Raw genomic sequence first — 25098 nt, 5'->3', positions numbered from 1 at the left:
GCTCGGCGAGGTAGGCGGCCGAGGAGAAGTCGGGCCGCGGGTCCCGGCCCTCGCGCCAGCCGTGGACGAGGTAGTCGCGCACCGGATCGGCCGTGATCCCGTACCAGCTCGAGTAGAAATCCGCGTCGAAGTACGGCGCCAGCGCGGCGACCAGGCGCCCTTCGAGCTCCGGGCCGTCCGACGCCCCCGTCCCGCCCCAGAACCGGTGCAGCGCCGCGGGTCGCGCCAGCGGATCGCGCAGGCGGACGAGGCGGCGCGTGAGCTGCGTCAGGGGGGAGGTCCGGCCGGTGCCGTCGGAGCCGAGGCGCATCTCAGGCCTCTGCGCAGGAGCGTTCGCCGCGGGCCATCACGGGGCGTGGCCTCGGTCGGCCGCCCTCGGGTCGGGCGCGGTCGACGCGCGGTTCGCGGATCGGTTCATGGGCGGCAGCTGGCGGGCAGCGTCGGGGACGCGAGGCGGCGCGAGAGGGGCATGGGTCTGGTTACCCGTCGCACTAACGGAACCGGCGGAGCCCGTAAACCATGGGCCGCGCGTCCGGATCGTCCCCTGAGCCGCCGGTCCGGTCCCCGACGGGACGGTCCGGCCGCGATCCCCGGCCTTGATGACGATCCAGTTTCGATATATCTAGAATTTCGTCATATCGAAATCGAGTCGCATCCATGCATGCCTATCCACCCGATGGCGTCCAGGCCGATCCCTTCGACCCCTACCGGTTCCGCGCCCATAGCGGTCCGCCGGGGGGCGATCCGCGCGGGCATCACGGTCCCCACGGCCGTCACGGCCGCGGGCCGGGCGACCGCCGGATGTTCGGCCGCGGCGGCCGCGGCGACCTGGCGCGCTTCTTCGCCCACGGCGACCTGCGCCTCGTCATCCTCCACCTCATCGCCGAGAAGCCCCGGCACGGCTACGAGATCATCAAGGCCATCGAGGAGCGGGTCGGCGGCGCCTACAGCCCGAGCCCCGGCACGGTCTACCCGACGCTCACGCTCCTCGAGGAACTCGGCCACGTGACCGTGACCCCCGGGGAGGGCACCAAGCGGCTGCACACGCTCACCCCGGAGGGACAGGCGTTCCTGGACGGCAACCGCCCGACCCTCGAGGCGATCCTGGCCCGCATGGCCGAGGCGGAGGCCGCCCGGGGCGACGGCCCGCCGCCCTCGGTCGTGCGCGCCAAGGAGGGCCTGAAGCTCGCCCTGCAGATGCGGCTCGCCCGCGGCCCGCTGAGCGCCGAGCAGGCCGCCGCCGTCACGGCCGCCCTGGAGGCGGCGACCGCCGCGGTGGAGCAGGCGTGAGGAGCCGGGGACCCGAAGCGGGGGGCGGGGTGGGGGTCGGAGCGCGGCCCGGGCCGGTGCCCGATCCGCGGCTGAGCCGCCTCGCCCTCGGGGTCACCCTGTTCCGGCCGGATCCGGACCAGGTGGCGCGCGTCCGGGCGCAGGCCGGGTCCGGGTTCGCCGCGGTGATCGCCTTCGACAACGGCGGCCTCGCGGCCGAGGCGGCGGAACGCCTCGCCCGGGCCGGCGTGACCCTGCTGTCGGCGGGGACGAACCTCGGCATCGCCGAGGCGCTCAACCGGATCGCCGGGGCCGCCCGCGACGCGGGGGCCGACACCCTCCTGCTCCTCGACCAGGATTCCGAGCCGCCCGCGGACCTCGCCGTGACGCTGCTGGCGGCGCTGGACCGGCTGCGGGGCGCCGGATGCCCGGTGGCGGTGGTGGGACCGGCCCCGGCGCCCGCCGCCGGCCACAAGCCCCCCGCCTACCCGCCCCGCCCCGGCGCTCCGGCGCGGGACGGCCTCGCCCCGGTGCAGTTCCTGGCGACCTCGGGCTCGCTCATCGACCTCGCGGCGTTCGCGCAGGTCGGGCCGTTCCGCGCCGACTTCTTCATCGACGGGGTCGAGCTCGAATGGTGCTTCCGCGCCTGGAGCCGCGGCCACGGCTGCTACCTCGCCCGCGACGCCGCGATTCCGCACCGGGTCGGCGGCGGGGTGATCCGCGCCTGCGGAGTCACGATGCCGCGCCAGCCCCTGTTCCGGATGGCGACCTACCTGCGCAACGCGGTCTACGCGTGGCGTCTGCCGCACGTGCCGCGCCGCTGGAAGCTCGCCCAGCTCGCCTATCTCCCGCTCCAGGCCGGGCTCTACTGGGCGGATGCGGGCTTCCGTCCCGCCGTGGTGCTGCGGCTCCTCGCGGCCGCCCGGGACGGCGCCCTCGGGCGCCTCGGTCCGCCGCACGACCTGCCGCAAGACGCGCCGCAAGATCCGCCGCAAGATCCGCCGCAAGATCCGCCGCAAGATCCGCCGCAAGATCCACCGAAAGACCCGCCGTGACCGACCGCCCTGCCCTCGACGTGGTGATCGTCAACTGGAACGGGGGCGCCCTGCTGCGCGCCTGCCTCGCGAGCCTCGCGGCCGGGCGGGACGCCGCTTCCGTGCAGGTCACGGTGGTCGACAACGCCTCGACGGATGGCTCCACCGAGGACCTGCCCGCCCTGCCCCGCCCGCTCCGGCTGATCCGGAACGCCGAGAATCTCGGCTTCGGCCTCGCCTGCAACCAGGGCGCCGCCGCGGGCGATGCCCCCGCGATCCTGTTCCTCAACCCGGACACGCAGGTCGCGGCCGACGCCCTCGGCCTCGCCCGGGCCGCCCTGACGGCCGATTCCCGGACCGGGATCGTCGGGGCGCGGCTCGTCGATCCGGACGGGCGGACCGCGCGCTCCTGCGCCCGGGCCCCCTCCGCCCGCGGCCTCCTCGGCCGCGCCCTGGCGCTGGACCGGCTGGGCCTCGTGCGGCCGCACTTCCTCCTCGACTGGGACCACGAGGAAGACCGAGCCGTCGATCAGGTGATGGGCGCCTTCCTGATGATCCGCCGCGACCTGTTCGCCGCCCTCGACGGATTCGACCCGCGCTTCTTCGTGTACTGGGAGGATGTCGACCTCTGCGCCCGCGCCAGGGCGGCGGGTTTCTCCGTGCGGCACGTGGCCGGGGCGGCCGCCCGCCACGAAGGCCAGGGCACCACGCGGCAGGTGCGGGCGCGGCGGCTGTTCTACTTCCTGCGCAGCCAGATCCTCTACGCCGGCAAACACCACGGCGCCGCGGCGGCTCTCGCCCTCACGGCCGCGAGCTTCGGCGCGCAGGTCCCCCTGCGGCTCGTCCTGGCGCTCGCCCGCCGCTCCACCGGGCGCTCCACCGGGCACTCCCCTGGGCACGCCACCGGGCGCTCTACCGGGGAGGCCGCGGAGGTCCTGCGCGCCGCGGCGCTTCTGGCCGCGGCGCTGCCCGACCTGCTGCCGGGCCTTCTGCAGGGCCGCCTGTCGCGCCGCCTCTCGCGCCGCCTGCCAGGCCGCCCGGGCGCGTCCCGGACGCGACGGTGAGCCCCCCGGTCGCCGGGGACGCCCGGTTCTGGAGCCTCGCCCTGCTCGGCCTCGGCCTGCCGGTCTGCATCGCGCTGGCGCTGCGCGTTCCTGCCGACGCGGCGGGCCACGCCCTCGCGGCCGGCCGCTTCCTCCCCGGCGCCCTCGGCCTGCGGACCGGCACGATGCTCGGCCTCGACCCCGCGGGTGCCGCCCGGCTCGGGCAGGGCGTCGCCATCGCCGCCTTCCTGGCCCTGGGCGTCACCGCCCTGTCGGTGGCCGTCCGGGGGCGGGAGGCCCTGTTCGCGCTCCTCGGCCTGCCGTCCGCCCTGGCGGCCGCGTCCGAGCCGGACGGGCTGGTCCTCGGACCGGTCCTCGGGCTGACGGCGCTCGCGGCGGCGCTGCTCACGCCCCGGCCACTGACGGGCCGCGGCCGGCCCTGGCGCCTCGCGGGGGCGGCGCTGGCGATCGCCCTCGCGGTGCTGGCGCGGCCGGCCTGCGCGCCGCTTGCCGGGATGCTGCTGGTGCCGGTCCCGCCGCCGGAGCGGCTCGCCCGCTTCGGCCGGGAGCGGCTGCCGCTCGCCGCCCTCGCGCTGCTGCCCGCCCTCCTCGTGTCGCCCGCCCTCCTCGGGGCGCCCGCCGTCCTGGGGGCACCCGCCGTCGGCGGATCCGATCCGGCCCCGACCGTCCCGCTGCCCTGGCCCCTCTACGGGCTCTGGGCCGCGGCCCTGCTGGTGCCCCCCCTCGCCCTGCGGCGCGGCCCCCTGCCCCCGTCCGCGGAGCGGATCTGGCTCGCGGGCTGCATCCTGATGGGTCTGTGGCTCACGGTCCTGCCACAGGCCCTGGCCCCGGCCGGGACCGCCCGCGACCTGCAGCTGCGCGACCTGCTGCCCCTGATGCCGCCGCTGGTGCTGGCCTTCGCCCGGGGGCGGATCGGCACGGCGGCGGCCCTGCGCTGGCCGGCGCTGCTCCCGGTCCTGGCCGCCGCCGTCGACGCGGTCGCGCTGCCGCTCCTGGTCCTGCGGCCGTGAGGCGCCTCAGGCCCGGCCGAGGAAATCCAGCAGCGCCCGGTTGAAAGGCTCGGGCCGGGTGACGCTGTGGGCGTGGCCGCCCTCGGTGGCGAGGGCGAGGCGGGCGTTGGGCAAAGCCGCCGCCAGCCGCTCGGAGCGCGTGTAGGGCACGAGCACGTCGTCCCGGGCGGCCATCACCAGGGTCTCGTGACCGATCGTTCCGAGGCGGTCCGCGATCCGGAAGCGCTCCAGGGCGCCGATCCGCGTCAGCACGGTCTCGGCGCCGGGGAAATGCGCCAGGGCCTGCGCCTCGTCGCGGGCGACCCGCTCGGCCTCGGCCGACAGCCAGGGCGCCGGGTACAGGAACAGCGCCTGCGCCCGCACGAAGGCTTCCGGCCCGCCCCCGGCCAGGATCGCCCGGCGGGCCGCGAAGCAGCGGCGCGTGGCCGGGTCCAGGACGTCCCAGCCGTTGATCACCACGATCCGCCCGACCCGGTCGGGGGCGTCCAGCGCCATCTGGAGGGCGATCAGGCCGCCCAGCGCGTGGCCGACCACGTCGGCCCGGTCGAGCCCGGCCGCGTCCAGCACCGCCAGCGCGTCCCGCGCCATGGCGGGGATGTCGTGGCCGGGCTCGACCGGGCCGGGCGAGCGCCCGGTGCCGCGATGGTCGTAGGTGACGACCCGGAACCGCCCGGTCAGTGCCGCCATCTGCGGCGCGAAATAGCCCGCCGCGCCGCCCAGCCCCGGCGACAGCAGCACCGGCCGCCCCGCCGCCGGGCCGGCCACCGCGTGGTGGAGCGGTCCCATCAGCGGCCGATATGGGCGATCGAGGCGATCTCCACGCGGGCGTCGGGCTTCACGAGGCCGCACTGGATGCAGTAGCGCGCCGGCTTGTCGCCCGGAAAATACGCAGCGTAGACGGCGTTGATCGCCGCGTAGTCGGCCCAGTCCGCCAGGAAGACGTGGTTGAAGGTCACGTCGTCCATCGTGCCGCCCGCGGCCTCGACGACGCCCTTGATGGTCTCCAGCACGTGGCGGGTCTGGGCCGCCGCGTCGCCGGCATGGACGACGTGGGCGTCGGCATCCAGCGGCAGCGTGCCCGAGACGTACAGCACCCCGTCGGCCAGCGTGCCCGGCACGTAGGGGGCCAGCGGCTTGCCGGTCCCCGGCGGTATCACGACCTGCTTCGGCATGCTCCCGACGCCTCCCGCGTTCGACCTGTCGTCCGGGCTCGGACAGGCCGCGCGGGAGGCGCCGCGTCGCGGCGGCGTTCGTGCACCCTGCCGGTGACCGGCGGGGCACGCAATGCACTTATCCGGCCATATCGACCCCGACCGCATCAACCGCCGCGTGCGGGCCTGCTGCGAGCGCCGCCTCGAACGACGCCACGTCCGAGACCCAGCCGAAGAAGGTCTCGATGTTGGCGAGCGCCCCGTGCTGCAGGCTCTCCGGGCCGGCCTGGTGGGTGGCGTCGGCCAGGACGATCCCGAAGTATTCCCGGTGGAATCCGTCCCGCAGGGTCGATTCCACGCAGACGTTGGTGGCGATGCCGGTGAACACCAGCGTGGTCGCGCCCCGGGCCCTGAGGGTGCTGTCGAGGGGAGTGTTGTAGAAGCCGCTGTAGCGCGGCTTGCCCATCACGATGTCGCCGGGCTCCGGCGCGAGGGCATCCACCAGGGCGTAGTCCCAGGAACCCTTGGCCAGGAGCTGCGCGTTCACCTCAGGATTCCGACGCATGGTCTTGAGAGCGTTGGATTTATGCCAGTTCGGCGAGCCCGGGCCGCCGGCCTCGGCATAGGCCGGATCCCAGCCGTTCTGGAACCACAGGATCCCGATGCCGGCCGCCCGCGCGGCCGCCACCGCCCGGGCGATCCGCGCGATCACCGGACCGGTGCCCGACACGTCGAAGCCCGCGCGGTCGAGGTAGCCGTCCGGGCTCGCGTAGGCGTTCTGGACGTCCACCACGATCAGCACGGTCGTGGCGGGGTCGAAGGCGATGGGCTCGGGCCGGGCCGGCAGGACGACGCCGCCGTGGCGGCCGTGCGGGTCGCGGTGGCCTGCGGGCGCGTCCATCAGGCGACCTCGGCGAGCGCTGCGGCGGCGTGCCGGCGCGTGCGCATCAGCGGCTGGATCCGCGTCCCGAAGGCGTCGAGGCCTTTCAGGAAGTCGTCGAACACCAGGAGCACGCCCTCCACCCCGTCGATGGTCATGATGGCGTCGAGCATCGCGGCGACGCTGGCGTAGCTGCCCACGAGGGTGCCCATGTTGAGGTTCACCGCCGAGGTCGGGTCGGCGAGCTGGCGCACGTTGGTATCGCCGCCGGACTGGGTGTCGGCCGCGCCCTGGAGGCCGAGCCACGCGATCGCCTCGGCGTCGGCCCCCGCCCGGTAGTGCTCCCAGGTCGCCAGCGCGGCGCCGTCGGTCTCGTCGGCGATGATCATGAACAGGGCGAACGCGGTCACACGCCGTCCGGTCTGCGCGCGGGCCTCGGCGAGCTTCTCCACCACGGGCGCGAAGGCGGTGGGCGTGTTGAGGCCCTTGCCGAGGCAGAAATTGTAGTCGGCGTAGCGGGCCGTGAAGGCGAGGCCCGCCCCGCTCTGGCCGGCGCATATGATCTTCACGGGCACCTGCGGCCGGGGGCTCAACCGGCAATCGTTCATCTGGAAGAACGTGCCCTTCCGGTCGCTCACCCCGGTTTCCCACAGCTCGCGCAGGATCTGAGCATACTCTGCCAAGTAGTCGTATCGCTTCGCGAAATACGCGTCGCCGGGCCATAGGCCCATCTGGTCGTATTCCGGCTTCTGCCAGCCGGTGACGAGGTTCACGCCGAAGCGCCCGTCGGAGATCGAGTCGATGGTCGCGGCCATGCGGGCGACGATGGCGGGCGGCAGGCACAGGGTCGCCGCGGTGGCGAACAGCCTGATCCGGGTGGTGACGGCCGCGAGCCCGGCCATCAGGGTGAACGATTCGAGGTTGTGGTCCCAGAACTCGGTCTTGCCGCCGAAGCCGCGCAGCTTGATCATCGACAGGGCGAAATCGAGCCCGTAGCCCTCCGCCTTCAGGGTGATCGCCTTGTTGAGCGCGAAGCTCGGGCGGTACTGCGGGGCGTTCTCCGACAGGAGCCAGCCGTTGTTGCCGATCGGGATGAACACCCCGACGCTCATGGCCGGCGCGCCGTCGGCGGATACCCGGCCGGCGGCGAGGTCCGGAGCGGGAACTGCCCGGGCGGCAGCATCGTCGTCCGCGTGGCTCTGCATCATCGTCCTGGCTCGCCCGGCCGGTCCCCCGAACCGACTCGGCGCGCAAAGGCTCGCAAAAGCACGGCGGGGGGTCAAACCCGCGGCGCCGCCGCGGAGGGGAAATGCCCATCTTTCCAGCGGCTTGCACAACCGGAACGCGATGGCTGCTCAACCCGTGCGCGCCCCGCGGGATCGCGCGCGCCGCGGTGAACACGGATTTCCGTTCCGCTAATCTGCCAGGAACGTCGCGTGGCGATTGTCGTCGCCGAACCGAAGACCATGTCCGTAGGGCGATGATAGATCTTGGATCCGTCCAGCCGGAGTGACCGTCGATGCGCGCGTGGCCCGCCCTCCTCCTCGGCTTCGTCCTCGGCCTCGGCCCCGCGGGACCGGCGGCGGCCGACGAGGCCGGGCGCATGGCGGCCCGGGCGGTGATCGCCAAGCAGGAGCAGGCCCTCGGCCGCGACGACGCGCAGACCGCCTACGCGCAGGCCGGCCCGGGGATTCGGGCGCTCTTCCCGAACGCCGACCTGTTCATCGGCATGGTCCGGAACCAGTACCGGCCGGTCTACCGCCACCGCAGCTTCGTGTTCGGCGAGGCGCGGGACACCGAGGAGGCGGGCGTGATCCAGTCGGTGGCGATCCAGGACGAGTACGGCGTCGACTGGACCGCCGAGTACAGCCTCGCCCAGGAGGCGGACGGGCAATGGCGCATCACCGGCTGCCGCCTGACCAAGGCGCCGGGCACCAGCGCCTGAGGGCGTCCGCCGGCGGAGCGCCCTCGGCGCAGGCGCGCGCGTCGCAGCGCAAGCCCCGCGCGGGCCTGCGGCTTCCGCGGATCGGTCGCGGATCCGTGCGGTCCCCGGCTGGAGGCCTTCGGAGGGCTCGGCGGAGGCGCAGTGTGCCTCACCGCGGGCGCGGCCGAGCGGCCCAGGACGGGGCCGACGTCGCCGAGCGCGGCGCCGCCCCGACCGGCACCGCCCGGGGCGACGGGGCTTCCGCAGCGATCGACCGGGACCGGTGCCGGATGCGACGGATCCGGTCCGGGGCGGGGGCGGCCTATCGGGCTTCGGGCCGCGGCGTCGCCGGCTTGTCGCGCCTCTGCAGGGTGATGTCGGCGCAGGCCCGCACCGGTTCGTCGTCGCATTTCACGTCGATGCGGGCATCCTCGCGCCCGAAGGTGACGTGCGCGCCCGTCGTCTGCGGTGCCGGCCAGCAGCGCCGCGTCGCTGGCGCGGGCGCGGATTCGGATCCCGTCGACGCGCTCCGAGACGCGCTCCGCCCCGCCGGCACGGAGGCCGCGGGGCCGGTCCGGCTCACCGGCGCGGCCGCGAAACCGGCCCTGAACCGGGCGGTTCGGCCCCGGTAAAGACCGCCGGCCCCGCCGAGGGGTGGGCCGGCACGCCGCCAGGGCTCGACGCGCCGCCAGGGCTTTCGACAGGGCCGTCCGCATCGTGTAGAGGGAGCGCCTTCCCCTCGGAGGCCCCTGTGCTCCACGTCTCGACCCGCGGCGAGGCCGCGCCGCTCTCGTTCTCGGATGCGCTCCTCGCGGGCTTGGCCCGCGACGGCGGGCTCTACGTGCCGCAGACCTGGCCGCAGATCGGCCACTCGGAGATCGCCGCGCTCGCCGGCCGGCCCTACGCGGAAGCCGCCAAGCGGGTGCTGCGCCCGCTGATCGACGGCGACGTCGCCGGCCCGGACCTCGACCGGATGATCGACGCGTCCTACGCGACGTTCCGCCATCCGGCGGTCTGCCCGCTGACCCAACTCGACGACAACCTGTTCCTGCTGGAACTCTTCCACGGCCCGACGCTCGCCTTCAAGGACGTGGCGATGCAACTGCTCGGGCGGCTGATGGACCACGTGCTCGCCCAGCGCGGCGCCCGCGCCACCATCGTGGGTGCGACCTCGGGGGATACCGGCTCGGCGGCGGTCGAGGCCTTCGGCGGCCTCGACCGGGTGGACGTGTTCATCCTCTATCCGCACGGGCGGGTCTCGGAGGTGCAGCGGCGGCAGATGACCTCGGTGCCGGCCGACAACGTCCACGCGCTCGCGGTCGACGGCACCTTCGACGATTGCCAGAATCTCGTCAAAGCCCTGTTCCAGCACGCCGATTTCGCCGATTCGGTGCGGCTGTCGGGGGTCAATTCGATCAACTGGGCCCGGGTGGCCGCGCAGGCCGTGTACTACTTCACCAGCGCGGTGGCGCTGGGGAGCCCCCGCCGGCCGGTCTCCTTCGCGGTGCCGACCGGCAATTTCGGCGACGTCCTCGCCGGCTGGGTCGCCAAGCAGATGGGCCTGCCGATCGAGCGGCTGATGATCGGCACCAACGCCAACGACATCCTGGTCCGGACCCTGGAGCACGGCGCCTACGACCTGCGCGGCGTGGTGCCCACCACCTCGCCCTCCATGGACATCCAGATCTCCTCGAACTTCGAGCGGCTGCTGTTCGAGGCCCTCGGGCGGGACGCGTCGTCCCTGTCGCGGCTGATGGCCGGGCTGAGGCAGTCCGGCGGCTTCTCGCTGAGCCCGGAGGTGCTGGCCACCATCCGCTCGGAGTTCGACGCCGTCGCGGTCCCGGAGGCCGAGGTCATGGCGGAGATCGCCCTGACCCAGGCCGCCACCGGCGTGGTGCTCGACCCCCACAGCGCCATCGGCGTGCATGCCGGGCGGCGGCTGCTGGAGAAGGCCCCGGCGACCCCGGTGGTGGCGCTCGCCACCGCCCATCCGGCGAAGTTCCCGGACGCGGTCGCCAAGGCCACGGGCGGCCTGCGCCCGCCCCTGCCCCCGCACCTCGCCGACCTGATGGACCGGCCCGAGCGCCTGACCCGGGTGGGGAACGACCAGGCCGCCGTGGAGGCGCTGATCCGCGAGCGCGCCCGCATCGCGAGGGGGGCGTGAGCGTGGGGCAATCGGCAGCACGGCCGGGAGCGGGGGGCGGCGGTGCAGGACATCGCTCGACCCTCGTGACGGCTGTCGCCCCGTCCGGAAGCCGGGTTCGCCCCGCGCCGGACCCCGTCCCGACCCGATCCCCGTCCGGGTCCACCCGCCCCCGCAGAGCGGGGAGGGCCTCCGCGTCCGATCCGGCCCCCCGCGCGACGAGCCGTCGATGAACCAGCATTTCTCCACCCACGCCGCCTCCCCGTCCTTACGCACCACGCGGCTCGCGAACGGCGTCACGGTGGTCACCGAGCCGATGCCGGGGGTCGCCACCGCCAGCCTCGGCGTCTGGGTCGGGGCCGGCTCGCGCAACGAGCGCGCCGACGAGGCCGGCCTGTCGCACCTCATCGAGCACATGGCGTTCAAGGGCACCCGCACCCGGTCCGCGAAGGACATCGCCGAGGAGATCGAGAATGTCGGCGGCGAGATCAACGCCGCCACCTCGACCGAGGGGACGAGCTACACCGCCCGGGTGCTCGGCGAGGATGCCGGCCTCGCCCTCGGCGTGATCGGCGACATCCTCACCGATTCGGTGTTCGACACGGGCGAACTCGCCCGGGAGAAGGGCGTCATCCTGCAGGAATACGCCGCCGTCGAGGACACCCCCGACGACGTGGTCTACGACGCCTTCACGGAGGCCGCCTTCCCGGACCAGCCGGTCGGCCGGCCGATCCTCGGGCGGCCGGAGACGATCCGGAGCTTCGACGAGGCCGGGATCCGCGCGTATCTCGACCGGGAATACACCCCGGACCGGATCGTCGTGGCCGGCGCCGGCGCCGTGACCCACGAGGCGATCGTGGACGCGGCCGAGCGCCATTTCGGCGCCCTGCCGGCGAAGGCCGCGCCCGAGGCGGTGCCGGGCCTCTACCGCGGCGGCGAGCGGCGGATGCCGCGCAAGCTCGAGCAGGCCAACGTGGTGATCGGCCTGCCGGGCCTCTCCTTCCGGGACGAGGGTTACTACGCGCTGCACATGTTCGCGCAGGTGCTGGGCGGCGGCCTGACCTCGCGGCTCTGGCAGGAGGTGCGCGAGACCCGCGGCCTCGCCTACGAGATCCAGGCCTTCCACTGGCCCTTCTCGGATTGCGGCCTGTTCGGCATCGGGGCCGGCACCGCCGGGGCGGACCTGCCCGAACTCGTCGACGTGACGCTCGCCGCCACCGCCCGGGCCGCCCGCGACCTCGACGCCCCCGAGATCGCCCGCGCCAAGGCGCAGCTGAAGGTGTCGCTGCTCTCGGCCCTGGAGACGCCGGGCGGCCGCATCGAGCGCAACGCCCGCCAGATCCTGGCCTGGGGCCGGGTGATCCCCGCCGGGGAGGTGATCGACAAGGTCGACGCCGTCACGGTCGCGGACGTGCGCGCCGCCGCCGCCGCGATGCTGCGGGGCACGCCGACGCTGGCGGCGATCGGCCCGATCCGCAAGCTGCCGACCCTCGACAAGATCGCGGCCGCGCTCCGGGCGTCCTGAGTCCCGATTCGATCGCCCGGACCTGCGTGGCGCCCCCTCCGTCCCCCGCGGAGGCGGGGATCAGCCGGGGGGACGCTCGTCCCCGCGCAAGCGGCGGTGCGGGCATCCGTCAGCCTCGGGGGCTGAAGGCGCGGGCGGGAAAATCCGGGCCGGACCGGCCCTGAGACGTCCCGGAACGTCCGCCCCCGCCCCGCCCAACTTGATTTGGCCGCAAAAGGGCGCGATCCGCGGCATGTGGACCGATCCCGGGGGATCTTGCCCCCGGTCAGGCCCGCACCTATCGATCGAGGCCGCCCGGGCGGCCGACGCCGCTTCTCGCACGGCCGGACACCAAGACACCCTTGCGCATCCTCGCCCTCCTCCTGACCCTGGTCGGCGGTCTCGTCGGTGCCCTCGCGCTCAGCGGGCCGGCCCGGGCCGTCGAGGCGGTCCGCGTCACCCTCGACGCGCCGGTGATTGACCTGACCACCGCGATCGAGCGCTACCGCTCGGACGGCGACCTGATCCAGATCTCGACCGCACCCGGCAAGGACGGGATCGTCCGCCGCATCGTCGTGAAGGCCCGCGACGCCGGCGCCCGGCCCGACTGGATCGTGTTCGCGCTCACGAACGATACCGACGAGCAGATCGACCGCATCCTGGTCGCGCCCCATTTCCGGCTGGTCGATTCCGGGGTGATCTGGCCCGATCTCGGCGGCTCGCGCATCGCCGCCATCACGGCGAGCCAGGGCATCCGCCCGGAGCGCGACGAGAACCCCGAGGCCGACCAGTTCACCATCACCCTCGATCCCGGCACCACCATCACCTACGTGGCCGAGCTGCGCGGCCCCAACGTCCCCCAGCTCCATCTCTGGGATCAGGACGCCTATCGCCGGAAGGCCGCGGGCCTCACCCTCTACAAGGGCATCATCATCGGCATCAGCGGGCTGCTGGCGCTGTTCCTGACCATCGTGTTCGTGGTCAAGGGCGCGATCATCTTCCCGGCCGCCGCCGCGCTCGCGTGGTCGGTGCTGACCTATGCCTGCATCGATTTCGGCTTCCTGCAGCGGGTCTTCCCGGTCACCGAACTCGCCGAGCGGGTCTACCGGGCCTCCGCAGAGGCGGTGCTCGGGGCGACCCTGCTGGTCTTCCTGTTCGCCTATCTCAACCTCGCCCGCTGGCACGTGCGCTACAGCCACGTGGCGTTCTTCTGGCTCGCCTTCCTGGCGGGCCTCGTCGGGCTCGCGGTGTTCGACCCGCCGGTGGCGGCCGGCGTGGCGCGCATCTCCATCGCGGCGGTGGCCGGCATCGGCCTGCTGCTGATCGTCTACCTCGCCGCCCATAACGGCTACGACCGGGCGATCCTGCTGGTGCCGACCTGGCTGCTGCTCGTCGTCTGGGTGACGGCGGCGGGCTTCGCGGTCACCGGCCAGATCGGCAGCGACCTCGTGCAGCCGGCCCTCATCGGCGGCCTCGTGCTGATCGTGATGCTGATCGGCTTCACGGTGCTCCAGCACGCCTTCGCGGGCGGCGGCCTCAGCCACGCCCTCGTGTCCGACACGGAGCGGCGGGCGCTGGCGCTCACCGGGGCCGGCGACGTGGTGTTCGACTGGGACGTGCCGGCCGACCGAGTCTTCGTCGGCCCGGAGATCGAGGGCCAGCTCGGCCTCGCCCGGGGCACCCTGGAGGGGCCGGCGACCAACTGGCTCGGCGCGCTCCACCCCTTCGACGTGGAGCGCTACTCGGCGGCCCTCGACACGGTGATCGAGGAGCGGCGCGGCCGCATCGTCCACGATTTCCGCCTGCGCTCGGCCGCCGGCACGTTCTTCTGGTACCGGCTGAAGGCGCGGCCCGTGATCGGCGCCGACGGCGAGGTGATCCGCGTGGTCGGCACCATCGCGGACGTCACCGAGGTGAAGACCGCCGAGGAGCGCCTGCTCCACGACGCCGTGCACGACAGCCTGACCGGCCTGCCGAACCGCGAATTGTTCGGCGACCGCCTCGACGCCGCGCTCGCCTTCGCCGGCCAGGACCCGCGCCTCAAGCCCACCGTGATCGTGCTGGACGTCGACCGGTTCAAGGGCATCAACGACGCCATCGGCCTCTCGGCGGGCGATTCGATCCTGCTGACCCTGTCGCGCCGGCTCGGACGCCTGCTGCGCCCGCAGGACACCCTCGCCCGGGTCGCGGGCGACGAGTTCGCGGTGATCCTCCTCTCCGAGCGCGACCCCGACCGGATCCTGGCCTTCGCCGAAATGATCCGCCGGGCGATCGCCACCCCCATCACCTACGCCGACCGGGAGATCTTCCTCACCGTCTCGATCGGGCTCGCCCTCTACGAGGCCGGCGCCAACCTGAAGCGCGACGAGGTGTTCAAGAGCGCCGAGATCGCCATGATCCAGGCCAAGCGCAACGGCGGCGACCGGATCGAGGTGTTCCGCGCCCACATGCGCACCGACCGCTCGGACCGGCTGATGCTGGAGGGCGACCTGCGCAAGGCGATCGAGCGCAACGAGATGCGGGTGCTGTTCCTGCCGGTGGTGCGGCTCGAGGACCGCACGGTGGCGGGGTTCGAGACCGTGCTGCGCTGGGACCACCCGAAGCTCGGGCGCGTGCCCGCCTCGACCTTCCTGCCGCTCGCCGAGGAGAGCGGCTTCATCGTCAATCTCGGCATCTTCGCCCTGGAGCGCACCGCCCTCGAACTCGCGGCGTGGCAGCGCTCCCTGGAGGTCGAGCCGCCGATCTTCGCGGCCTGCAACCTGTCCTCGCGCCAGCTCCTGCGCCACGACCTGCTGCACGACGTGAAGACCGTCCTGGCCCGCTCCGGGGCGCTCCCCGGCTCGCTCAAGCTGGAATTCAGCGAGAGCCTCGTGATGGAGAACCCGGAATACGCCGCCCAGATGCTGGCGCGGATCCACGATCTCGGGGCGGGCCTGTGCCTGTCGGATTTCGGCACCGGCTACTCGGCCCTGTCCTACCTCCAGCGCTTCCCCTTCGACACGATCAAGGTCGACGCGACCTTCGTGCGCCAGATCGGCACCGGCCAGACCGCGATCCTGCGCTCCATCGTCCGGATGGCCAGCGAGCTGAAGCTCGCCATCGTGGCGGAGGGCTGCGAGTCCGAGGCCGACGCCCAGGCGCTCGCCGGGCTCGGCTGCGAATACGCCCTCGGACCGGCCTTCGGCGAGCCGATGACCCTGCTGCAGGCCCGCCAGATCGTCGGAGCGGCGCCGGAAGCGGCCTGATCGTCGGGTCTGGTGATTTTGAAGGCTTCGACCGGGTGTATGGGCCGGGGCGGGATTCCTCCGGCCGGTGATGCGAGGACGCCCGAACAGGTCAAGCTCGTCCGGGACAGTTCGCGACGGTGCGGCCGATCGCCGGGACGGCGGCCGACCTGTTCGACGGCCGGCTGTTCGAGATCGCCCCTCAGCTGCGGGGCCTCTTCCCCGACGACATGACCGCGCAGAAGCAGAAGCTGATGGCCATGCTCGGCCTCGTGGTGGCCAACCTGAACCAGCCGGAGACGATGGTCCCGGCGCTCCAGGATCTCGGGCGCAAGCACTGCGCCTACGGCACGCAGGCCGCCCATGGCGCGCCGGTGGGCGACGCCCCGCTGTGGGCCCTGGAGCAGGGGCTGGGCCCGGATCTCCCCCCGGAGGTGCGGGCGGCCCGGATCGAGACCTGCGGGCTCGTCGCCGGGGTCACGAAGCGGGCGGCCACGGAGGCGGCTTAAGCCGCCCTTAACCATGTCCGATCAAGCTCCTGTTGATGGACGGGCGCTTCGCCCGCGATGGGGATGGTCGGATGGCCGAGGCGGCGAGGCGTAACCAGCAGTCAGGCAGCTCCGATCTCGTGCGCCGCCTGATGGCCCGGCCGGTCCGGATGGAGCAGCAGGCCCGCACCCGCCTGCCCCTGTCGGGCCGCGATCCGCTCCGCGCCGACGCGGCGGCCGAGGATCTCGCGGAGGACCCGGACGAGGCCGAGGAGATCGCCCGGCTCGAGACCGAGCTCCAGGTGGTCAAGGCGGTGCTCCGGGCCCAGCGTCGGGAGGTCGAGTCGCTGCGGGCGCAGCGCCAGCTCCTCACGGAATCCGCCCCGACCGACGATGTCCGCGCGACCCGGGAGCGCTGGGCGGCCCTCGTCGACACGCTCCTGGTTCGGCCCCGCTGATCCGCCGAAGTCATGCGGGGTCAGGCCGTGGGGGGGCAGACTATGGGGGGGCAGACTATGGGCGCGCGCTGCTCGCTCGTCGTCAACGGCCGGTCGGTGCGCGTCTCGACCGGCGACACGCCGCTGGAGGCGGCGCTCGCCGAGGGCATGATCGCGCCGCTGCAAGCCCAGTCGGGCAACCTGATCGCCGGCCAGGGCGTCGCGCAAGGGAGCGCGGCGCCGTCCGGCCGCCGCCACCCGGCCCGCCGGGCCCGGGCCGAGATCCTGCGGCCGCCCCTTCCGGGCGCCCCGATCCAGGCTCACGAGGAGGCGCCGCCGCCGCCCGTGGCCGTCCGCAAGGGCACGGTCACGGAGATCCGCCGGCTCAGCCCCGGTATCGTCGAGGTCGTGGCGACCCTGACCCGGCGCCCGACCTGCGAGCCCGGCCATCAGGCGCTGGTGACCTTCGCGGGGCTGCCCACGATGACGCTGTCCCCGACCCAGCGGGTCGACGGCGCGACCGAGATCAACGAGGCCGTGTTCCACGTCGCCCGCGACCCCGAGGGCGACCCCCTCGACGCCCTCCGGCTCGACCAGCCGGTGCGCCTGAAGGGGCCCGTCGGCCGGGGTCACTACCGACCCGGGGGCGGGCGCCTCGTGCTGGTGGCGGCCGGTGCCGGATTCGGCGCGATCTGGGCGATCGCCCGGGCGGCCCGCTACGTCGAGCCCGCCCGCGAGATGGCGCTCGCCGTCGGGGCCCGGGACGCGCTGGACCTCTACATGCGCGAGAGCCTGGATTGGCTGCGCCGCACCGGCGTCGCCCGGATCGTGCTCTGCGCCGACCGCGGCCGCCAGCGCCCGCCGGACGTGCGCTCCGGCCCGCTCACCGCCCATCTGCCGAGCCTGCGCGCCACCGACGTGGTCCACGTGGCGGGCGACGTCTCGACCGTGGGCGCCGTCCAGGTGCTCGCCGCCTCGGTGGGCGCCCGCTGCTACCCGATCGTGCTCGACTGACTGTGGCCGCCTCGACGCGGCGGCGATCGGCTGATACCCGCGCCGGGTCGGCGTGCATGGCCGGCCCCGAGCCCGAGTCCCGATGGTCCGCGTCCTCTGTCTCGGCTACAGCGTCACGGAGCTGCCGGGCTACGTCGAGCGGGCCAATGCCCTGGCCGAGGCCGAGGGGCGCCCCCTCACCGTCCTGCGGAGCGGCTGGGGCGGCCATTCCCTGCCCTCCATCGCCTGCCTGATCGACGAGATCCTGGACGCACACCCCTGCGACTTCGTCCTCCTGGAGCTGTTCACCGGCAACGTCCGCTACTTCGACGGCGCGACCATGCGGGCCTATCTCGACGACATCCTCGCGGCGACCGCCCGGCGGAACCTGCCCGTCGCCTTCCTGAATCTCCACCAGGGCGGGGTCGACTACGCGGCCGAGCCCGTCGCCGGCCTGCTGGCGGAGTACCGCGCCCTCTACGGCATCCCGTATCTCGACATCGCCGCCCCGGTGGCGGCGGCGGGTGCCGGCGACATCACCTACCTCCTGACCGACGGGACCCACGTCACACCGGCCGGCGCCGACCTCTACGGCACCCTGGTCTACAGCTTCCTGCGCGCGCCGCAGCCGGGCCGCGCCTACGTCGCCCAGTTCCGGGGGCTGCCGGGCCGGTTCGAGTCCCTGCCGCTGCGGACCCTCCCCGGCCTGACCTGCGGGTTCGCCGTGCAGCGTAACGGCATCCCGCTGGATTTCCTGGAGATTCCCGAGGGCGCGCGCGTCGACATCCCCCTCGACCGCCCCCGCGACGTGATCGGGATCCTCGTGACCTACGGGCCGCGGGCGGGCACGCTGACGGTCCAGGACCCGGCGACCGGGCGGGCGCACGACCTCGTCGCCTACGATGCCTTCTCCTACTACACGCGCGCGATGTTCCGCAGCGTCACCCTCCGGGCCGCGCGCGCGGTGCGCCTCGCCCAATCGGCGGAGCGGCCCGACATCGCCCTGCGCAAGGGCGTGCCGGATCCGGGGCCGCGGCTGGGGCGCGTGTCGCATCTCTTCTGCCGGCGCCCCCTGGGCCTCGCCGCGCGCGCCGCGCGCCTGCGCCACCGGCTCCGGCGCGACCTGCGCCGCGTCGCGCTGCGGCTCAGGCGTATCGGGGGGGCGTGAATCCGGTCCTCACGGGGCGGGGATGACGGGGCGGGTGATGGGGCGGACGACGGCGCGCGCCGGACCGCCGTCCTCCGCCGTCCTCCGCAGCCTTCCGGCGGCCCTCCGGGATCCCGGCGGCGCCGGAGCCGGAAAGTCCGGGTTCGGCAGTCGCACGGGACGGGCCGCGATCCGATCCGGAGGCGGGGACCCCGTCGGCGCGCGCCTCGGGCCGCGGCCTGCCCCTGCCCTGCGGATCCGGGCGCCCGGGATCGTCTCGACATATGCCTGCCGGACGCGCCGTGTCGATCGGGAACCCGGCTCAGGCGAAGATCATTCGAGATGTTCTGAGTAAAAATTCATTCGATCGAGACTGGATCCAAGCAAAAGCGATGTGTTAAACCGTCATTCGATTCCAATTGGGGACAATCGCTGATGGACTTTCTCAGAAAAATGAGGTTGTCGGTGAAGATGTCGGCGCCGATCTCGATCATGGTGCTGGTCAGCGCGATGCTGATATACTACTCGATATCTGCGCTCGATCTGATGGAGCGGAGGAATGATTATCTGGTCGATTATTACTTCGTTCGCCTGGAAACATTTGCGCAGGTCCGCGAGCATTTCCTCAACGCGGCCCTCATGAACCGCAACCTCCTCATCGGCCGGCCGGAGAGCGATCTCCCCCTCTATCGCAGGCGCTACGACGAATCCGTGAAGGCGGTGGCCGACAGCATCGAGACGCTGGCTGCGGGCTCCCGGCGACAGGAGGTTCAGGACATCCAGCGCACCATCGGCAAGATAGCCCGGGACTATTTCGATCGGCTCGACCGTTCCAACGACCTCGCCCTCCGGAACGATCGGCCCGCGGCGATCCAGGTCGGCCTCGTCGAGGCGCGCGACATCCGGGCCCGGTTCGACAGGGCGGCCCAGGATTACGAGGCGCTGGCGGCGGCCCGTCTCGGCGAGGCGAAGATCGCGACGCGGCGGGAGACCGGGCAGGCCCGGATGGTGCTGATCGGCTCCGCCCTGGCGGGCCTGCTCGCCGCCCTGGGCCTTTCCGCCGCGATCGTGGTGCTCGGCGTCACGCGACCCCTCCACCGTCTCGTCGCCGTGCTGCAGCGCATGGCGCGGGGCGATACCGAGGCCACGATCGCGGAGGCGCGACGGGGCGACGAGATCGGGATGGTCGGCCGGGCGGTGGAGGCGATCAAGTCCATGGTGGCCCGCAACGCCGAGGCGGAAGCCGCGCGCAAGCACCTCGCGGAGGCCGCGGCCGCCGCCGCGCGCAAGGGCGCCATGATGGACCTGGCCCGGACCTTCGAGGAGGCGGTGGCCAAGATCGTGGACCGCGTCTCGTCCTCGGCGAACGAACTCGAGGGCACCGCCCACCAGATGACCGAGACCGCCCAGGAGACGGCCAGCCAGTCCGGCGCGGTGGCGTCGGCCGCGGAGGCGGCCTCCGCCGACATCAACGCCGTCGCGGCCTCGACCGAGCGGCTCGGCAGCGCCATCCGGGCGATCGGCCGCCAGGCGAGCGGCTCATCCGACCTCGCCCAGCAGGCGGTCGGCGAGGCCGACCAGACCGCCGGCCTCGTCTCAGAATTGCAGAATGCGGCCTCCGAGATCGGCGACGTGGTGCGGCTGATCTCGTCCATCGCCGGCCAGACCAACCTGCTGGCGCTGAACGCCGCCATCGAGGCGGCGCGCGCCGGCGAGGCCGGCCGCGGCTTCGCGGTCGTGGCGGGCGAGGTGAAGGACCTCGCCGAGAAGACCGCCCGGGCGACCGACGGGATCGCCGAGCAGATCGGCCGGATTCAGGGCGTGACCGGTGCCGCGGTCGGCGCGATCGGCACGATCACCGCGCGGATCCGCGAGATCAACGGGGTCGCGGTCGCGATCGCGTCGGCCGTGGAGGAGCAGGGCGCGGCGACGCAGGAGATCGCGCGCACCATCGCCCAGGCGACGCGGGGCGCCACGGAGGTGACCGGCACCATCGCCGGGGTGGCCGAGGCCTCAGGGCGGACGGGGGTGGCGGCCGATCACGTGCTCGCGGCCGCCACCGCCCTGTCGCGCCAGTCCGAGCGGCTCTCGGCGGAGGTGGGCCGCTTCCTGGTCGGCGTTCGCGCCGCCTGAGAGCCGCGGCCGCCCTCAGGCGGCCTCCGCGTGCGGATGATCTTCGCGTGCGGGCGGCCTCCGCATGCGCACCGGCGACCCGCTCCCGCGCGGGAGCGGGTCGAGGGCTCAGCTCAGCCGCACCCGCCAGATCTCCTCGGCGTATTCGCGCATCGCCCGGTCGGAGGAGAACCACGCCATGCGGGCGGTGTTGCGGATCGCCGTGGCCCACCAGCCGCGCGGGTCGCGCCACGCGGCGTCGATGGCGCGCTGCACCCGCCAGTAATCGTCGAAATCGGCGGTGAGCAGGTACTGGTCGCGGCGGCGCAGGTCGTCGGTGAGCGGCCGGAACCGGCCCGGCTCCTCCGGCGAGAACCGCCCGGCGGCGATCATGTCGAGGGCCGCGGCCAGCCGCGGCGAGGCCTGGATCGCCTTGGCCGCGTAGTCCGGCTCGGCCTGGCGGGCGCGGACGCCGTCCGCCTCCAGGCCGAAGATGAAGATGTTGTCCGCCCCGACATGGTCGCGGATCTCGATGTTGGCCCCGTCGAGGGTGCCCACCGTGAGCGCGCCGTTGAGGGCGAACTTCATGTTGCCGGTGCCCGACGCCTCCATGCCGGCCGTGGAGATCTGCTCGGACAGGTCGGCGGCCGGGATGATCGCTTCGGCGAGGCTCACCGAGTAGTTCGGCAGGAACACCACCTTCAGCCGGTCCGCGACCTCGGGATCGTCGTTCACCGCCTTGGCAACGTCGCAGGCGAGCTTGATGATCAGCTTGGCCTGCACGTAGCTCGGCGCCGCCTTGCCGGCGAAGATCTTGACCCGGGGCGTCCAGTCCCGGTGCGGCTCGGCCTTGATCGCCTGGTAGAGCGCCACGGTCTCGATGATGTTGAGGAGCTGGCGCTTGTACTCGTGGATGCGCTTGACCTGGACGTCGAACAGCGCGGCCGGATCGACGTCGATGCCGGTGCGCTCGGCGATGAGCGCCGCCAGCGCCTCCTTGCGCTCCCGGCGCACGGCCGCGTAGCGCGCCACGAAGGCCGGATCCTCGGCATGGACCTCCAGGCCGCGGAGCAACTCGGGGTTGTCGAGCACCCCCGTCCCCACGGTCTCCACGGCGAGCCGGGTGAGGCCCGGATTGGCGTTGTGGAACCAGCGGCGGAAGGTGATGCCGTTGGTCTTGTTGACGATCTTGTCGGGATCCAGCGCGTGCAGGTCGGAGAAGACCGTCGAGCGCATCAGGTCGGTGTGCAGCGCCGAGACGCCGTTGACCCGGCGGGCGCCGTGGAAGGCGAGGTGCCCCATGCGCACCCGCCGCCCGTGCGACTCCTCGATCAGCGAGATCGACGCGAGGTAGGCCGCGGCATCCGCCGGCCCCTGCCGGCCGTGCTTGGCCTGCTCCTCCAGATGCATCCAGTTGATCAGGTAGATGATCTGCATGTGGCGCGGCAGCAGCCGCTCCATCAGCTCCACCGGCCAGGTCTCCAGCGCCTCGGGCAGGAGGGTGTGGTTGGTGTAGTGCAGCGTGTGGGTGGTGACGTGCCAGGCATCCTCCCAGGACAGGCCGTACACGTCCAGCAGGAGGCGCATCAGCTCCGGCACCGCGATCGCCGGGTGCGTGTCGTTGAGCTGGATCGCCGCGTGGTCCGGCAGGGACCGCACGTCGCCGCGCTCGGCCACGTGGCGGGCCACGAGATCCTGGATCGAGGCCGCGGTGAAGAAGTATTCCTGGCGCAGGCGCAGCTCCTGGCCCTCGGCCGAGGAATCGCTCGGATAGAGCACCCGGGAGATCGCCTCGGCGCGCATCCGCGCCGCGACCGCGCCGACATGGTCGCCACCGTTGAACCGGGCGAGGTCCACGGGCTCGCCGGCCTCGGCCTTCCACAGGCGCAGGGCGTTGACGTGGCGCCCGCGCCAGCCGACCACCGGCACGTCGTGGGCCACCGCCCGCACGGTCTCGGCCGGCTGCCAGTGGCGCCGGATCACCCCCTGCTCCGCGGAGGACAGCGTGACGGTCCCACCGAATCCGATGGCGTAGGTCGCCTCGGGCCGGGGGAATTCCCAGGGGTTACCCTCGGCGAGCCAGGTCTCCGGCGCCTCGCGCTGCCAACCGTCCTCGAAGGACTGGCGGAACAGGCCGTGATCGTAGCGGATGCCGTAGCCCATGGCCGGGAGGCCGATGCTGGCCATGCTCTCCATGAAGCAGGCGGCCAGCCGTCCGAGGCCGCCATTGCCGAGCGCGGCATCGGGCTCGGCCTCCTGCACGGCGTCGAGCTCGACCCCGAGTTCCCGGAGCGCGGCCCGGGTGGTGTCGGTGAGGCCGAGGTTGTTCATCGCGTCCGACATCAGCCGGCCGATCAGGAATTCCAGCGACAGGTAGTAGACGCGCTTGTTCGGGACGCCGCGCTCGGCGGCCAGCGCGGCCGCCACGATCCGCTCGCGCAGGGCCAGGGCGGTCGCCGCGAACCAGTCGCGGGGGCGGGCGGTCTCGGGGGTCCGGCCGAGCGCGAAGGTGAGCTTGGCGCGGATCGATTCCCGCAGGTCCACCACCGCGTCGCCACTTGCGGACAGCGCCGGGGCGGTCCATGAGGCCGTGGCCGGGACCTCGGACGGGCGCTCGTCGCGCGCGGCCTCATGCGGCACTGGCCGGATCAGAACGTCGTTCAGCACGTGCAGGTCCCCCAAAGTCGTCCCCCCGGATTCTCAGCCCGGGCATTTCGTGGGCGGATTATCTCTCTTGATGGATTGCCGCCGCATGAACGGACGGGCGATCCGTGCCCCGAAGCGTCCGACGATGCGGTCGGCTTCCGGCGAAGTCGTGGCAGCGATGCCTTGGCGGAGGGCATGGGCATGCCGGGAAACATATAGCGTGTGAACGTGACATTCTAGACACACGGGTCGGGCACACCCGCGGGACAGGCCCGAACCGGGGGCCGGGCCTCAGGAATCCACCGGCCTTCACCGGTGGTCGTCACCGGGTCGGGCTGCAGGTGAGGCCTCGGCCGGCAACGCGAGAGGGGAAGCATGACCGACACCGTCTGGTGGAAGCGCGGGACCGTCTACCAAGTCTATCCCCGCTCCTTTCAGGACACGAACGGCGACGGGGTCGGCGACCTGCCCGGCATCACGGCGCGGCTCGACTACCTCGCCTGGCTCGGAGTCGACGCCGTGTGGATCTCACCGGTCTACCCCTCGCCCATGGCGGATTTCGGCTACGACGTGGCGGATTACTGCGGGATCGACCCGCTGTTCGGCTCGCTGGCCGACTTCGATGCCCTGGTGGCGGAAGCCCATCGGCGCCGGCTGAAGGTGATCCTCGATTTCGTGCCCAACCACTCCTCGATCGCGCATCCGTGGTTCGCGGAGAGCCGGTCGTCGCGGTCGAGCCCGAAGCGGGACTGGTACATCTGGCGCGATCCCGCCCCCGATGGCGGCCCGCCGAACAACTGGCTGTCGAATTTCGGCGGCCCGGCCTGGACGCGCGATGCGGCCACCGGCCAATACTACTACCATGCTTTCCTGGCCGCACAGCCGGATCTGAACTGGCGCAACCCCGCGGTGCGCGCGGCCATGCACGACGTGCTCCGCTTCTGGCTGGAGCGCGGGGTCGACGGCTTCCGGGTCGACGTGATCTGGCACCTGATGAAGGATGCCGGATTCCGCGACAACCCGGCCAATCCCGACTACGCGCCGGGCGCGCCGGAGATCAACCGCTTCACCCAGGTCTACTCCGCCGACCGGCCCGAGATCTTCGACGTGATCGCCGGCATGCGGTCGGTGCTGCGCGACTACGGCGCGCGTGTCCTGATCGGCGAGATCTACCTGCCGGTGGAGCGGCTGGTGGCCTATTACGGCCCGGACCTGACGGGCGCCGACCTGCCGTTCAACTTCCAGCTGATCCAGACCCCGTGGCGCGCCGATGCGGTGGCCGATCTCGTGGCGCAGTACGAGGCGGCCCTGCCCGAGGGCGGCTGGCCGAACTGGGTCCTGGGCAACCACGACCAGCCGCGCATCGCCGCCCGGGTCGGGCCGGCGCAGGCCCGCATCGCCGCGATGCTGCTCCTCACCCTGCGGGGGACCCCGACCCTCTATTACGGCGACGAGATCGGGCTCGGCCACGTGCCGATTCCGCCGGACCGCGCCCGCGACCCGTGGGAGCACAACGAGCCCGGCCACGGCCGCGACCCGGAGCGCACGCCGATGCAGTGGGACGACAGCCCGCAGGCCGGCTTCTCCACGGCCGAGCCCTGGCTGCCGCTGGCTGAGGATTGGGCGACCCGCAACGTCGAGGCGCAGCGCTCGGACCCGGGCTCGATGCTCACCCTGCACCGGCGCCTGCTGGCCCTGCGGCGCGACCACGCGGCCCTCTCCGTGGGCGGTTACCGGGCGGTGCCGCTGGGTGAAGGGGAGGTCTTCGCCTACGAGCGCTTCGCCGACGACCAGGTCCTGCGGGTGATCCTGAACTTCGGTGCCGCGGCGCGGGACCTGCCGCTGCCCGCGGGCGGCTGGACGGTGCTGCTCTCGACCCGCGCGGGGCGGGCGGGCGACACCGCCGACGCCGCCCTGACCCTGGGCCCCGACGAGGGGCTGATCCTGCGGCGGTCCTGAGGGCGTCTTCGGCGAACCCGGGCCGATTTTTCCAAGTGCTTTCTCGCCGCACTGCGGTATGGGTAACCTCAGCTTAAGGTTGCCGATGGCCTAGTTTGTGCGTCGCAACGGAA

At 73.1% G+C, this 25098-nt stretch carries 20 protein-coding genes and 1 pseudogene; 15 read left to right on the top strand and 6 right to left on the bottom strand.

Annotated elements, in window-relative coordinates; translation table 11 throughout:
• Positions 1 to 310: pseudogene (locus tag MFF58_RS15945) on the bottom strand (hypothetical protein); the annotation flags it as partial.
• Between the two features lie 347 nt (positions 311 to 657).
• Here MFF58_RS15945 and MFF58_RS15940 point away from each other — a divergent pair.
• From MFF58_RS15940 to MFF58_RS15925, 4 genes are read left to right on the top strand one after another with little or no spacing between them, the layout of a single operon-like run.
• Entirely contained in the window at positions 658 to 1290 is a 633-nt protein-coding gene (locus MFF58_RS15940) for a PadR family transcriptional regulator (RefSeq protein WP_238289671.1), read from the top strand.
• A gap of 56 nt (positions 1291 to 1346) precedes the next feature.
• Entirely contained in the window at positions 1347 to 2324 is a 978-nt protein-coding gene (locus MFF58_RS15935) for a glycosyltransferase family protein (RefSeq protein ID WP_238289669.1), read from the top strand.
• Complete coding sequence (locus MFF58_RS15930) at positions 2321 to 3367, top strand: glycosyltransferase family 2 protein (RefSeq protein WP_238289667.1); 1047 nt, start codon at positions 2321 to 2323, stop codon at positions 3365 to 3367. Before MFF58_RS15935 ends, MFF58_RS15930 begins: the two co-directional genes overlap by 4 nt.
• On the top strand, positions 3364 to 4377 hold the full coding sequence (locus MFF58_RS15925; protein ID WP_238289665.1) for a hypothetical protein: 1014 nt from the start codon (positions 3364 to 3366) through the stop codon (positions 4375 to 4377). The genes MFF58_RS15930 and MFF58_RS15925 overlap by 4 nt, the downstream gene beginning before the upstream one ends.
• A 6-nt stretch (positions 4378 to 4383) precedes the next feature.
• Here MFF58_RS15925 and rutD read toward each other — a convergent pair whose 3' ends face one another.
• The 4 genes from rutD to rutA form a co-directional block, all read right to left on the bottom strand.
• Positions 4384 to 5166, bottom strand: a complete 783-nt coding sequence (rutD, locus tag MFF58_RS15920; protein WP_238289688.1) for a pyrimidine utilization protein D — start codon at positions 5164 to 5166, stop codon at positions 4384 to 4386.
• Positions 5163 to 5549, bottom strand: a complete 387-nt coding sequence (gene rutC, locus MFF58_RS15915) for a pyrimidine utilization protein C (RefSeq protein ID WP_238289663.1) — start codon at positions 5547 to 5549, stop codon at positions 5163 to 5165. Before rutC ends, rutD begins: the two co-directional genes overlap by 4 nt.
• A gap of 118 nt (positions 5550 to 5667) precedes the next feature.
• Complete coding sequence (gene rutB / locus MFF58_RS15910; protein ID WP_238289661.1) at positions 5668 to 6429, bottom strand: pyrimidine utilization protein B; 762 nt, start codon at positions 6427 to 6429, stop codon at positions 5668 to 5670.
• A complete protein-coding gene (rutA, locus tag MFF58_RS15905) occupies positions 6429 to 7520 on the bottom strand; it encodes a pyrimidine utilization protein A (RefSeq protein ID WP_238289686.1) in 1092 nt (363 codons plus the stop codon). Before rutA ends, rutB begins: the two co-directional genes overlap by 1 nt.
• A gap of 407 nt (positions 7521 to 7927) precedes the next feature.
• On the opposite strand from rutA, the gene MFF58_RS15900 reads away from it, so the two are divergent.
• From MFF58_RS15900 to MFF58_RS15855, 10 genes are all read left to right on the top strand, one after another.
• Positions 7928 to 8353 carry a DUF4864 domain-containing protein gene (locus MFF58_RS15900; RefSeq protein ID WP_238289659.1) on the top strand — a complete coding sequence of 142 codons (426 nt, stop codon included), beginning with the start codon at positions 7928 to 7930 and terminating at the stop codon, positions 8351 to 8353.
• A gap of 143 nt (positions 8354 to 8496) precedes the next feature.
• Positions 8497 to 8964, top strand: coding sequence for a hypothetical protein (locus tag MFF58_RS15895; protein ID WP_238289656.1), 468 nt, complete (start codon positions 8497 to 8499; stop codon positions 8962 to 8964).
• A 119-nt stretch (positions 8965 to 9083) separates the two neighbouring features.
• On the top strand, positions 9084 to 10496 hold the full coding sequence (gene thrC / locus MFF58_RS15890; RefSeq protein ID WP_238289654.1) for a threonine synthase: 1413 nt from the start codon (positions 9084 to 9086) through the stop codon (positions 10494 to 10496).
• 208 nt (positions 10497 to 10704) lie between these two features.
• The gene (locus MFF58_RS15885) at positions 10705 to 12000 is read left to right on the top strand and encodes a M16 family metallopeptidase (RefSeq protein WP_238289653.1); all 1296 of its coding nucleotides are present in this window, start codon (positions 10705 to 10707) and stop codon (positions 11998 to 12000) included.
• 347 nt (positions 12001 to 12347) lie between these two features.
• Positions 12348 to 15224 (top strand): EAL domain-containing protein, encoded by a 2877-nt coding sequence (locus MFF58_RS15880; RefSeq protein ID WP_373323348.1) that lies wholly within the window; start codon positions 12348 to 12350, stop codon positions 15222 to 15224.
• Positions 15225 to 15343: 119 nt separating this feature from the next.
• Positions 15344 to 15712, top strand: coding sequence for a globin domain-containing protein (locus MFF58_RS15875; RefSeq protein ID WP_238289648.1), 369 nt, complete (start codon positions 15344 to 15346; stop codon positions 15710 to 15712).
• Between the two features lie 71 nt (positions 15713 to 15783).
• A complete protein-coding gene (locus MFF58_RS15870) occupies positions 15784 to 16149 on the top strand; it encodes a hypothetical protein (protein WP_238289646.1) in 366 nt (121 codons plus the stop codon).
• A 57-nt stretch (positions 16150 to 16206) separates the two neighbouring features.
• Complete coding sequence (locus MFF58_RS15865) at positions 16207 to 17142, top strand: ferredoxin reductase domain-containing protein (RefSeq protein WP_238289684.1); 936 nt, start codon at positions 16207 to 16209, stop codon at positions 17140 to 17142.
• Positions 17143 to 17224: 82 nt separating this feature from the next.
• Positions 17225 to 18289: an SGNH/GDSL hydrolase family protein gene (locus tag MFF58_RS15860; RefSeq protein WP_238289644.1), complete on the top strand. Its 1065-nt coding sequence runs from the start codon at positions 17225 to 17227 to the stop codon at positions 18287 to 18289.
• 525 nt (positions 18290 to 18814) lie between these two features.
• Positions 18815 to 20401 carry a methyl-accepting chemotaxis protein gene (locus MFF58_RS15855; RefSeq protein WP_238289682.1) on the top strand — a complete coding sequence of 529 codons (1587 nt, stop codon included), beginning with the start codon at positions 18815 to 18817 and terminating at the stop codon, positions 20399 to 20401.
• Between the two features lie 108 nt (positions 20402 to 20509).
• On the opposite strand, the gene MFF58_RS15850 is transcribed toward MFF58_RS15855, so the two are convergent.
• Positions 20510 to 22948, bottom strand: coding sequence for a glycogen/starch/alpha-glucan phosphorylase (locus MFF58_RS15850; protein ID WP_238289680.1), 2439 nt, complete (start codon positions 22946 to 22948; stop codon positions 20510 to 20512).
• A 453-nt stretch (positions 22949 to 23401) separates the two neighbouring features.
• Here MFF58_RS15850 and MFF58_RS15845 point away from each other — a divergent pair, with 453 nt between their 5' ends.
• Positions 23402 to 24985, top strand: a complete 1584-nt coding sequence (locus MFF58_RS15845; RefSeq protein ID WP_238289642.1) for an alpha-amylase family glycosyl hydrolase — start codon at positions 23402 to 23404, stop codon at positions 24983 to 24985.
• Positions 24986 to 25098 lie beyond the last annotated feature (113 nt).

This window comes from Methylobacterium longum, assembly GCF_022179385.1.
GTDB classification, from domain to species: domain Bacteria; phylum Pseudomonadota; class Alphaproteobacteria; order Rhizobiales; family Beijerinckiaceae; genus Methylobacterium; species Methylobacterium longum.
This window is presented reverse-complemented; position numbering and strand designations above follow the sequence as displayed.